Source organism: Methylocaldum gracile (assembly GCF_053646815.1).
In genome coordinates, this window is sequence record NZ_CM132196.1 from 2,118,971 (window position 1) to 2,130,407 (window position 11,437).

At 61.4% G+C, this 11,437-nt stretch carries 12 protein-coding genes, 1 tRNA gene and 1 pseudogene; 3 read left to right on the forward strand and 11 right to left on the reverse strand.

The window, feature by feature from the left end; translation table 11 throughout:
* Positions 1-199: 199 nt before the first annotated feature.
* Positions 200-586: a response regulator gene (locus tag ACWJJK_RS09275; protein ID WP_168183692.1), complete on the reverse strand. Its 387-nt coding sequence runs from the start codon at positions 584-586 to the stop codon at positions 200-202.
* A gap of 201 nt (positions 587-787) precedes the next feature.
* Between ACWJJK_RS09275 and ACWJJK_RS09280 the strand changes: the two genes are divergently transcribed.
* Positions 788-1,447, forward strand: a complete 660-nt coding sequence (locus ACWJJK_RS09280) for a response regulator (protein WP_086132902.1) — start codon at positions 788-790, stop codon at positions 1,445-1,447.
* Between the two features lie 67 nt (positions 1,448-1,514).
* Here the strand turns inward: ACWJJK_RS09280 and ACWJJK_RS09285 are convergent, their stop codons facing one another.
* The 8 genes and pseudogenes from ACWJJK_RS09285 to ACWJJK_RS09320 form a co-directional block, all read right to left on the reverse strand.
* Complete coding sequence (locus tag ACWJJK_RS09285; RefSeq protein WP_454128918.1) at positions 1,515-2,732, reverse strand: PAS domain-containing sensor histidine kinase; 1,218 nt, start codon at positions 2,730-2,732, stop codon at positions 1,515-1,517.
* A gap of 315 nt (positions 2,733-3,047) precedes the next feature.
* Positions 3,048-4,262 (reverse strand): annotated as a pseudogene (gene tnpC, locus ACWJJK_RS09290) (IS66 family transposase); the annotation flags it as partial.
* 23 nt (positions 4,263-4,285) lie between these two features.
* Positions 4,286-4,630, reverse strand: coding sequence for an IS66 family insertion sequence element accessory protein TnpB (gene tnpB, locus ACWJJK_RS09295; RefSeq protein WP_077732713.1), 345 nt, complete (start codon positions 4,628-4,630; stop codon positions 4,286-4,288).
* On the reverse strand, positions 4,627-5,025 hold the full coding sequence (gene tnpA / locus ACWJJK_RS09300) for an IS66-like element accessory protein TnpA (RefSeq protein ID WP_454128919.1): 399 nt from the start codon (positions 5,023-5,025) through the stop codon (positions 4,627-4,629). The genes tnpB and tnpA overlap by 4 nt, the downstream gene beginning before the upstream one ends.
* Before the next feature lie 99 nt (positions 5,026-5,124).
* Positions 5,125-5,574, reverse strand: a complete 450-nt coding sequence (locus ACWJJK_RS09305) for an STY4526/YPO1902 family pathogenicity island replication protein (protein ID WP_454128920.1) — start codon at positions 5,572-5,574, stop codon at positions 5,125-5,127.
* A 29-nt stretch (positions 5,575-5,603) separates the two neighbouring features.
* Positions 5,604-7,172 (reverse strand): ParB family protein, encoded by a 1,569-nt coding sequence (locus ACWJJK_RS09310; protein WP_454128921.1) that lies wholly within the window; start codon positions 7,170-7,172, stop codon positions 5,604-5,606.
* 5 nt (positions 7,173-7,177) lie between these two features.
* Positions 7,178-7,999, reverse strand: coding sequence for a ParA family protein (locus ACWJJK_RS09315; RefSeq protein ID WP_454128922.1), 822 nt, complete (start codon positions 7,997-7,999; stop codon positions 7,178-7,180).
* Positions 8,000-8,095: 96 nt separating this feature from the next.
* Positions 8,096-8,171 (reverse strand) — tRNA-Thr (locus ACWJJK_RS09320).
* Between the two features lie 283 nt (positions 8,172-8,454).
* On the opposite strand from ACWJJK_RS09320, the gene ACWJJK_RS09325 reads away from it, so the two are divergent.
* Positions 8,455-8,640, forward strand: coding sequence for a hypothetical protein (locus ACWJJK_RS09325; RefSeq protein WP_139840956.1), 186 nt, complete (start codon positions 8,455-8,457; stop codon positions 8,638-8,640).
* 134 nt (positions 8,641-8,774) lie between these two features.
* Positions 8,775-9,953, forward strand: a complete 1,179-nt coding sequence (locus ACWJJK_RS09330) for a glycoside hydrolase family 57 (RefSeq protein WP_454128923.1) — start codon at positions 8,775-8,777, stop codon at positions 9,951-9,953.
* Between the two features lie 173 nt (positions 9,954-10,126).
* Here ACWJJK_RS09330 and ACWJJK_RS09335 read toward each other — a convergent pair whose 3' ends face one another.
* Positions 10,127-10,879: a 1-acyl-sn-glycerol-3-phosphate acyltransferase gene (locus tag ACWJJK_RS09335; RefSeq protein WP_434101677.1), complete on the reverse strand. Its 753-nt coding sequence runs from the start codon at positions 10,877-10,879 to the stop codon at positions 10,127-10,129.
* 7 nt (positions 10,880-10,886) lie between these two features.
* Entirely contained in the window at positions 10,887-11,429 is a 543-nt protein-coding gene (gene gmhB / locus ACWJJK_RS09340; protein WP_156881967.1) for a D-glycero-beta-D-manno-heptose 1,7-bisphosphate 7-phosphatase, read from the reverse strand.
* Between the last annotated feature and the right edge of the window lie 8 nt (positions 11,430-11,437).

The window sequence follows — 11,437 nt, forward strand, 5'->3', positions numbered from 1 at the left end:
GAGCAGATAGGGTAGAGGCCGGTGCGGGAGATGCGCCAAGAGCCGAATGACAGGCGACTGCGAGGGCTAGGAACCCGAGATTCTCGTGATCCGGAAGTCAGCGGCCGGTCGTACCGGTTCGCAACGCTGAATCGTTCGATGGGGCGAGTCGCAAATCGTTCTTTGTTTGACCGGACTCGGGGCAGCTACGAGTCAGGGACTAGATCGGCGGCGAAGAACTCGAGCCCGGAAGATAAGACTCGACCAGCCTTGAAACCTCCGCGGCGCTTGCCGCATCCTTGGCCAGGAAATAATCCGCGCCGCACGCCGAGGCGGCTTCACGATACTCGACCGCGTCGTAGCTGGTCAGAATGACGATGGCGGGAGAATAAATTGTCTTTATCTTGCGGGTCAGTACGAGACCGTTTTCGCCGGGCAGCTTGATATCCATGAAAATAAGATCGGGCCGCGCGAGATCGATCGTTCTCATCGCCGATGCGCCATTTTCGGCTTCCGCGATAGCGAAGTGCGCGAACTGGTCGCACAAGAAGGCTTTAAGAGAGCGCCGAAAAGAGGCGTTGTCATCGACAATCAATATTTTGCGCACGGTCGCTGGGTTCCTTGATAAAAGCGGAAAGCATTCATTCCCTTGCGTGACGAAGAGGCATCCGGCCGAATCATCGAACACGCCGCTTACCCGGTTATTTGACCGTACACGCTCGTATTGTTTCAGGCACTAAGGATTTTTGCTTATTTGGTTCGCGCGCCCAGCCGTAGAAGATCAGCAAAAACAAAGTAGCATCGCGCCATGGAAGAAAAAAAACGAATCTGTATCGCCGAGGACCACACGATTTTGCGGGAAGGTTTACGGGTACTGTTGTCGCAAGATCCGGAGTTCGAAGTCGTCTGCGAGGTCCATGATGGCCTGGAACTCATTCGCCGCTGCCGCGACGGCATAGCGGATCTAATCTTGCTCGATCTTTCCATGCCCAGGCTGGGCGGCTTGGAAGCGATCCTGGAAATCAAGAAACGTGTATCGCAGCAGCTGAAAATCCTGGTACTCACTGTGCACGACGTCGAAGAATACATCCTCGCAGCCCTGAGATCCGGGGCAGACGGCTATGTTTTGAAGGATGCCACCCATGCGGAATTACGTATCGCGATTCGCAGCGTGTTAATGGGGAAAATTTATTTAAGTCCGAGTATTTCCGGAAAAATCATAAAAGCCTATCTGCAAATCAAAAGTACGGAAGAACCTCGGTCAACCTGGGGCAGCCTGACCCATCGGGAGCGAGAGCTCCTGAAATTGATCGGTGAAGGCCACAAGAACAAAGAAATCGCGCAATATCTGCATCTCAGCGTGAAAACCGTGGAAACCCACCGCGCGAACTTGATGAAGAAGCTGGATCTCCACAGTGCTGCGGCGCTGACCGCCTATGCGATAGAGAAAGGGCTGGTTCTGCGATAGACAACGACACGCGGGTTGCGCGGGGCGGCTTTCCAATCTGCGCCGCCATGCGGCGGTCACGAGTCTTCTACTCGGCCCAGACCGCGCGAACGATCGTGCCGATGCCGGGCGCGGAATCGATGTAGAAGGCCCCCCCGGAACCCTCGCACCGTTGGCGCATGCTAGCGAGGCCCAGGCCGCGTTGCCGTAATTCTCGTTCCACGGTCTCGCTGACGTCGAATCCCCAGCCGTTGTCGGTGACGATCAACTCGACTGCGGTGTCGATTTTTCTCAGGCGAAGGACGATCCGATCGGCTTTGGCGTGTTTCGCAACGTTGTTCAGTGCTTCCTGAATGATCCGATAGATCGCGGTTTTTAATCCGCCGGGCACATCGCTTTCCTGCAGTTCTATTTGTTTTTCGACCGTGATGCAGGCATAGATGTCCTGAAAAGTGCGGCAGTGCCAGCTCAAGGTCGCAAGAAGCCCCAGATCGTCCAGAATCGCCGGCCTCAAGTCCATCGAGATGCGCCTCACCTCGGAAATGGCCTCCTGGATGACAGGGATAACGGCTCGCAGGGACCTCTGGCCGGATGCGATCTGATTGTCTTCGAGCAGCGCGTTGACGTTGTCCAAACTGAACTTGATGGCGCTGAGGTACTGTCCCACGGTGTCGTGAAGCTCCGAGGCGATCCGCTTGCGCTCTTGCTCCTGAGCGCCGAGAAGCTTTGCGGACAAGAGTCTAAGCTCATGTTTCGACTGCCAAACGACGTCTTTCAGCCGTTTTTTCGGGGTAAGGTCGATGACGTTCCCCAGGATGGCGGGAGATCCGCGATGTGCGATCAAGATCTCGCTCCGTCTGATCCAGATCACCTTGCCATTTTTCCTGATGCCTCTCGCCTCATGCACCGGTGGTATGGCGGCCGGTTTCTGCTGGTACACAACGGCCGCTTTCTGCGAACGCCGATGATCTAACTGAAAAAGTTTCCCGGGTGACATACCGATCAGTTGATCTTTCGGATAGCCGAGGATTTTGGCCAACTTTTCGTTCGCATAGACGACTTCTCCATCCTGAACGATGTAGATGCCGACGAGCAAACAATCGTCGAAGGCATGCTTAACCGCCGCATGCGGCGACGTTTCCGACGTCTTGCGGGTGTTGGTTATATTCCGTGGATAGTCTTTGGCGCCGAAAATTTGCCGATAGGGGTAGGGGAGGGAGCCGCCAGCGTGCTGAACCAAAAGCCCTTGATGCACGGTCTCGACCATTCGGCGAAACCATTCGACGGCCTTTTTCCTTTCGATCATCCCTGCTCTCCGCTCGAATTCATAAGATATTCTGACAATCAGCGGATTCGGCATTCCGCCAATAGCGCAGTTCCATTAACTCCGGACGACATCCTCTCCGGATCGTTCCAACTGGTGTTCTAGGCGGAATATAAACGAAACTTGGACAATCCGGCTACTCGCATCGGCCGGTCCGATGCCGTTTCCGCCGCGCCCTCCATAGTACCCTTTGCTGTTCCTTATGCTAGAACGCCTCTTCCCATGGCTTGGATAGGACCATGGCCGAATGAATGATCCCGACCATCGAATAGGTTTGCGGGAAATTGCCCCACATTTCGCCGGCCAGCGGGTCAGGGCATAGCGGATCGCCTCGGCTAGCGCCGACTTTTTCGAGACCTGTGTCAGCGTGGTGTGCAGCCAGGTCTGAAGCGCCGCGAGGAGCGGACCTGCGCGGGCTTGCCGCGCTGCGGCGCGGGCCTCCGGCGGCTGGCCCCGGATCTCGGCTTCGATCGTATAGAGCGCACCGATACGCTGGAGCGCCTCGGCCGCCAAGGGACTCCTGTGGGCCTTGTGGAGCTCGTAGAACTTGCGCCGGACGTGCGCCCAACAGGCGACTTCCTGCACGCGACCGGTGTCGTACAACCCGTTGAACCCGGCATAGCCATCCGCCTGCAGGGCGCCTTCGAAGTCCTTGAGATGCGTCCTGGGATGCTGGCCTTGGCGGTCCGGCGCGTAGGCGAACCACACCGCGGGCGGCGTGAGATCACCGGCCGGGCGGTCGTCCCGGACATAGGTCCACAGCCGACCGGTCTTCGTCTGGCCCTGACCGGGCGCGAGCACCGGGACCGGCGTGTCGTCGGCATGGAGTTTGTCGCCGGCGAGCACATGCCGGCGGATTGCCGCGACCAAAGGCCGGAGGAGGCCCGCGGCGTCGCCGACCCAATCGGTCAAGGTGGACCGGGACAGAGCCACGCCTTCGCGGGCGTAAATGACCGACTGGCGGTACAGCGGCAGATGATCGCCGTATTTCGAGACGAGTACATGGGCCAGGAGCCCAGGACCCGCCAAGCCTTGGGCGATGGGTCGGCTCGGCGCCGACGCCTGGACGATGCGGTCGCAGCGGGCGCAGGCACACTTGGGGCGGACGTGGCGGATCACCCGGAAGCGGGCCGGGACGTACTCCAGGATTTCGGCGACCTCCTCGCCCAAGGGCTTCAAGGGACCGCCGCAGTCGGGGCACTCGGCCAAGCCGGGGGCATGGGCCTGAGTTTCGCGGGGCAGATGATCGGGCAGTGACCGGGGCGTTCTTACCCGGCGCTCGGCTGCGCGCGGTTCGACGATCGCCGCGAGTTCCGCATCGCCCGTTTCGAGCTCCTCCAGCTGAAGTTCCAATTGATCGAGGAGCCCGGCCATTTTTTCGGAGCGGCGCCCGAACTGCTGGCGGCGGAGCTTGGCGACGAGGAGTTTCAGGTGGGCGATTTCGACGCGCTGGGCTTCAATCAGCGTCTTGAGGGCGGGAATCTCATCGGGAAGCACGTCGGGGTTGGTCATGCCCCGATTATACCCGCCCTCCGTCAGGCGGCGTGAGAAGGCGCGGTGCGGATCGGGCGGCGCCAGTCGATGCCTTCCAGCAGCATCGACAACTGGGCGGGGGTGAGGGATACCGTGCCGCCCGTCGCCTGCGGCCAGACGAAGCGGCCCCGCTCCAGCCGCTTGGCGAACAGGCAGAGTCCATCGCCGTCCCACCAGAGTAGTTTGATCCGGTCGCCGCGTCGCCCGCGAAAGGCAAAAATGTGTCCGGAGAAGGGCTCGGCTTGGAGCTGGGTCTGGACCAGGGCGGCCAAGCCATCGAAGCCGCGGCGCAGATCGGTCACCCCGGCGGCAATCCAGATGCGGGTGCCGGACGGAGGCGCGATCATGGGCCCTTGAGACTCGCGAGGACGGTGCGCAAGGTCGCCGCATCGACGGGACCTTTCACCTGAACCCGCGTACCCCCGAGTTCGATGGTGATGGTGCCCGGTGGAGCGGATACCGTGGCTTCACGCGCTGGCGCGGCCAATGCGGGCGTCATCGCCACCGGTAATAAGGTCGGCCCCGGCGGACCGGCCGGGGCGTTCCGGTCCTTAAGGTAGTGTCGGCGCCATTTGAACAGTTGATTGGCGTTGATCCGATGCGCCAGCGCAATCCCCGCGACCGAGGCGCCCGGCTGTAGGGTTCGCTCCACCAGTTCGCGCTTGAACTCAGGCGCAAACCGCCGCCGGCCCAAGTTATCCATCGCCACCACGCCCGTTGTGAAGTCAGCATCGTGAGTCATCAGTGCGTCCACCTCAAGAGTGTGCGGACACCCCGTGCATCCGCTCGCACCAGTGTCGCCTGAGCCTTTCAATCCGTCGAGACGGTCCTCGGCGGACGCTTACGTTTCACGCTGCCACAACGCCCAAATCCGGCCCTGGCAGGCGGGCTCGGGCCGTGGCGGTCGGCCGCCGGCGTGTTCGGACAGAGCGAGTCGCTTTCGCGCCTCGGCATAGTCTACCGTATCGAAGGCGAACAGCTCGTGCATCACGGTGTAGGACGCGCCGGCGAGGATCAGCTGGTCCTTCAAGTCATTCTCCTTCTGGCGCCGATCGAGCACCGTAAACGCCGCATTGAGCGCCTCCGCGTCCACCGCGAGGGCGATGAGTTTCGTTTTCGCGCAGGCGGCGAGCTCCACCAGGCTTTCCACCGGCAGACGCACGAGCCGGTCGAGCTGGTCCGGGCGAAATCCCAGCTCGATCGCCGCTTTTCGCCTGCCGCTGTGGGTCAGGCGGATCGCCTGCAACAGCACCTGGAGCGCAAAATCCCTCTGAACGTCGTGCGGAGTCATCGGTATCCCCCCTTTCGAGTCATCAAATCCTAAGGTCTCTCAATCCGTGGGTTCGAGTCGACGGTCGGCGCATGCCAGAGGTCGGTCTCCGGGAAGTGCCGACGCATACGCCGGCAACACCCGACGAGCTCGATCAGGGCGCCATAGGCCGCCTCCGGCAACCGCTCCGAGGACAGGAAGCGGAACGCCAGCTCCGGCACGGTGGGCGGTGCGCCGACCAGGGCGTGGAGCTCGGCCGCGCGGTCCTCGAGCAGGACCGGCTGGAGCGCGAGGCCGGGCGGCGCGAGCTGAAGCCGGTAGGGCGACACGGCGATTTCGGACAGGCCCAACAAGCACCACCAGGCGGCGCGGAGGACGGAATCGGCAGGCAAGGGGCCGGCCGGAAGGTCGATACAGAAGCCGAAACCCTCGTCGTTGTCGACGATCAGCGCCTCGAGCCCGAGCGCGGCAGCGAAACGCCGGGCTTCCTCGCGGCACCGGGCACGGGCGGTGGCGAGCCGGATGGCGAGATCCTGTCCGGATCTCACGGGCGTATCGTTCCTGGGTGAACCGGGCGACGGCGCTTCGTGTTTTTCTGCCGGGGTCGTTGGCTGGTAGGGTAGGCTCGGTTCGAGGTCGGCCGAAGCGAGGCCAGCTTCCTCCCGTTCTAAAACCCCGTCCCCATCGGTCGATCCGTGCGGCACGGTGGGCGAGGGCGGTGGATCCGGAGTCGGATCCGTATCCGCTTGATGGCGGCCGTCGTAGAGGAGCGCCTCGACCGCCAGGTGGACCCGGTTGGCGGGCAAGCCACCGTAGCGGCTGAAGCGGGCGTCGAGATCCGCGCGCACCTCCTCCAGGTCGAGGAGTTCGCCGTCGTGTTGGGCGAGCGCCTCGGCGAAGAGGGCCTCGAACGGCGGCGCCCCGGCTAGCTGTTCGTGGTAGCGCCGATAGGCGCGGTGAAGGTCGCGGATCAGGTCGACGCGCCAGCCGCCCAGTCCCGTCGCGAACGCCTTCGGGATCAGGGGCTCCAAGACTTCGGTGGCGAACTCGTAGCGGATGAGCTGGCGCCGGGAGATCACATAGCCGAGGCAGCCCAGCCGCCGCTGGAACTGCCCGCGGTTGAGCGTGTCGCCGGTCTCGGTCTCGATCTGGCGTTTCAGGTCCATCACGGCGTGGGCGAGGTCGATGAAGTTCAGTTCGCCGCGCGCCTCGTTCTCGACGATGTGCGCCCTAAGCACCTCGGACTCGGATTCCCAGGGCACGAACAGGCAAAACACGTCCCGATAGACGGGATCGCCCGTGTCCTGCCACAGGGTCCGGTGGATCTCGAGGCGGGTATTGCCGCCAGCCTTGACGATGAGGTGCTCGTCGCCGGGCCGCCGGGTGACGGTCAGGGGATCGTCGGCCAGCCCCGGTTTGGCCTTGATGGACCGATGGATGTCCTCGTACTTGGGATTCGGCCGACGGCGCGGATTGCGGTCGTAGGGCCGGATGGCCTCGACCGGCAGGATCATCGGCGTGGGCGCGACCGGGTCGGCCGGCGGCAGGTGCCCGTCGCGATGGGGACCGAAGGACCCCTCCTGCAACAAGGCACGGACATCGGGTGTGCGCTTGGCCATGCGGTCTACTCCACCGATGAGGTCGGCGACGTCTTCAGATGCGGAAACAGCTCCGCGATCAGGGCCTCGAGGGTGTCCAGGGCGGAGGGCGTGGTCCCGCGCCGACGGTCGAACCGGTGCACCGGGGTGCGATAGGTGGCCGCCTCGCGATAGACGACCGAGGCGGGAATGGCGGTCTCGAGGATGGTGATGGCCCCCTTGCTCGGCAGATAGGCTTCACGCCGGAGTTCCTCGGCAATCCGCCGGGCATCGCGCGAGCGGTCCAGGCGGTAGATGATGCCGCGCAAGGGACCGATGGGGGCGCCGAGAAACGCCATGGGCCGTAGCCGTTCCAGCATGGTGACGGTGCCGCGGACGAACTCGCGGGCCGAGAGGATTTCCGGCGGAATGGGGGAGAGGAGGATATCGGCGGCGGCGACCGCGGCGTCCTGGAGAGGACCGACCGCGCCCTGGGTGTCGATCAGGATGATATCGTACTGGGCAAAGGGGGGACGGCCGAGGAGGTGCTTGAGACGCACCCGCCCGTCGACGGCGTCGCGGATCCAGTCGCGGAGCTTGCCGTCCGGATCGTCGGAATAGACGAGATCGAGCCGCTCGAGGGTGGTCTGGCTGATCACGTCCGCGGTGGCCGCCTCGACCATCAGCCGGGTGAGACCGCCCGGGGCGCGGTGTCGGAGCGGAAAAAAGCTGGAGAGGGTGGGTTGGGGATCGGCGTCGACGAGGAGGGCGGTCTGGCCGAGATCGGCGAGATAGGCGCCGAGATTGGCGGTCAGCGTGGTCTTGTCGACGCCGCCCTTGGTGCTGGTGATGGTGATACAGATGGCCATGGCGCCCTTCTCCGGCATGTTACCCGGGGATGGAGTCCCGGGGGACGATGATGAACCGAAGGAAGTGAAAACAGAGCGCCAGCGCCTAAAAGGCGTTGGAGCCGGTGATAGGATTTGAACCTACGACCCGCACATTACGAATGTGCTGCTCTACCGACTGAGCTACACCGGCGATGAGAGCTGCCCATTATAAGAAAATTTGATGCGCTTACACAAGGCATCGAAGTAACCATGTGCGCATTGGCGCCTCGTGAGCGACGGCGTTAGGATATGAGGAACCTTTTATTTGATCGGGAGGAATTATGAACAAGGAACAGTTCTTGACATTCGCTTCATCGCTCCTACTTATGTGTTCGACGGGACAGGGCACCGCGGCTTACGCGGCCAACGTTTCAAGTTCAACCGTGTCCAGTTCGGTCTCCTCCGTTTCGCTCGGAGGCTCCCACGCGCAGGCCGTGATTAGCGGTCAACAGGGGATCATCTCGATTAACGGCGATCGCGTGGAGGTCAAGGACGGCAGACTGACGTGGAACGGCGTGTCCTACGGCACCGTAGGGAAGAATTCGGTCGTGAAATACATCGCCAACGGCTCCGTCAAGAAGCTGTTCGTCGATGGAGTGGAAAGATCGGCCGATCCTTGAACGCAGCGCTTTAATCCCACTTCGCCCGCCATTCTGAAGCGAAACTCGCCCACGCCCGCGTGTCCCAAACGGACTCGCCAGAAGGCATAATAAGCCTCACGAGTTCGTGATCGAGTTGAACACATCGAGGGATTATGTCTGCCATTCATCACGCCCTGGTATTGAACCTGCATCAGCCGCCCGGCAATCTGGACCATCTCCTTTCCGAACAGCCCTGGGAGGCTCGGGAAATTCTTTATGCCTACGATCGGATTCCGAGATTCCTATGGGATTACGACGACATCGCGCGGGTCCATCTGTCGCTTTCCGGGACGCTCCTCGAAACCTTGTCGAATCCGGAATTCCAGAGCCGCGTTTACGGCATCGTCGATTGCGGGTCGCTGATTTGGCACCTCCAGAACGAGCGGATCATCGACATCCTCGGTACGGGCTATTACCACCCGGTGTTGCCGCTCATCCCCGAGGCGGATCGCGACGAACATCTGGCACGCTGGCAGGCCATTGCCGGCCATCTGTTTTGGCGGAATTCGTTCCAAGGGTTTTGGCCTCCCGAGATGGGATTTTCCATGGAGCTGATTCCGCTGCTCAAGAAATTTGGCTATCGCTATGTAATCGTCGACAGCGAGCACGTGGAGCCGGTGACGCCCATGCAATGGCACGAACTCCGGTATCGGCCCCATATTGCTCGCCATAACGGGTCGGAAATCATCGTCATCGTACGCGACCGGGAGCTTTCGGACGCTCAGGAATCGGGCATGGACTACGTTTGGTTCGCGAAAGAACTGGCTCAGCGAACGCAATGCTGCGATTTCGAACCGCTGGTCACGACCTGCACGGACGGCGAGAACGGGGGTTGGTTCCGGAACACGACCAACGAGGTGAATTTTTGGGGTGCGTTTTACCGGGAATTGTTGGATGAAGCCCGCAAGAAAAGTTTAATTCAACCGGCTTTTATCAAGGATTATTTGGACCGATTCGGCGCGTACGGTGAAGTTACGGTAAGAACCGGAGCCTGGAATACCGGTTGGCATCACGGACGGGATTTTCTGCGATGGACCGGTTCGCAAACGCAAAAAGATTCTCTGGCGCGATTGCAGGCCGTAAGCATGGCGGTACACCAAGCCCGAAATGCCGCTGTAGCCAAGGATTTGACAGAAGAGGAGCAGGGTGAACTGAACGAAGCCTTCTGGCGGCTATTGCGTGCCGAAACGAGCTGCAACTTCTATTGGGGCGAAGACTGGGTGCACCGCTGTCATAACGACCTGGATGAAGCCGAGGCTTGTTTGCAGCGCTACAGAGCACGCGGTTCCTAGCACGCGAGAACCCGGAACGGCTGCCTTCCCTTTGTCCAAGCCCAGTTGTAGGTCGGCAATCCTTTGCCGACAAAGCCCTAACGCGACCGTTTGCCATCGGAGAGACCGGACAGACCGCATTCGTCGGCAAGGGAATTCCGACCTATCAATTCAGCCCGGAAGCCGAAACGGGACTACTGCGATACCGTCGGCGCGCCGCTCGGTGGAAACGTCCCCGCGTACGGGCCGAAGCCGCTGATTTCGGCCATTCGGCTTTCGATCCACTGTTCCGCTTGATGATTGATTTCGCTGGAGCTCAGCGTGGTCGCATCGATCGGCGGTCCGATGCGCACCTGGATAACACCGGGAAATTTGAGAAAAGCCCGCCGTGTCCAGTATTCGCCGGCATTGTGGGCGACGGGGACTACCGGACAGCCGACGCGATGAGCGAGTATTCCGCCGCTAGTCCCGTAGCGTCCTTTCTGCCCGGGCGCGACCCTAGTTCCCTCGGGGAAAATGACGACCCAGCGCCCGTCTTTCAGTCGTTTTTCGCCGTCCCTCAGGATCTGCTTCATGGCGGCGGATTTCGCCTGCCGGTTGATGGCGATCGGTTCCAAGGTAGCCATGGCCCAACCCCATACCGGGATGCGCAGCAATTCGCGCTTCAGAATGAACACCAGGGGCGGGAATATGGCTTGCAAAGCCAGAGTTTCCCAGGCGGATTGATGTTTGCAGAGTATGATGCCGCTTCGCTCCGGGATGTTCTCGAGCCCGCGCACCTCATACTTCAAGCCGCAAACGGTTTCCAACATCCATAAGTTGAACCGTACCCATAGGCCGGCGATGGCATAGCGGGTTTCGAACCGGAGCGGATAGGCCGTCAGCAGCACCGGCCCCAGCAGGAGGGTAGACAAGACCTGGCCGATGAAATAGAGAGTCGAACGCAAACAAACGCTAATCAGCGTTAAAAAGGATATATTGGGCCGCTGCATAGAGATTTGGAAAAATAGGAAGGTCGAGATCCGGATGGCGGGCCAAAGTCCGCATGCCTTTGCCCGTTTCAACCAGGATGGGTTGCGCCCCGGCCGCCTGTGCGGCCTGAACGTCCCGGAAGGAATCGCCCACCGCGGGTACGGACCTCAGATCGACCTGATATTTTTCGGCAAAGGCGCGGAACAAGCCCGGCTCGGGCTTCCGGCAGCCGCAGCCGTCTTCCGGGCCGTGCGGGCAGAAGAAAATCTCCTCGATCCGTCCTCCGGCAGACTCGACGGCATCGCGCATCTTTTGATGGATACCTTCCAGCGTAGCCAGATTGAACAATCCGCGGGCGATGCCGGATTGATTCGTCAGGATGACGACGCGAAAGCCGCCGCGGGTCAGAAGCGAGATCGCTTCGAGGCTGCCGGGAATGGGCACCCATTCGTCGGGCGACTTGATATAGGCGTAGGAGTCCTCGTTGACGACGCCGTCGCGGTCCAGAATGACGAATTTCGACATGCCGCGGG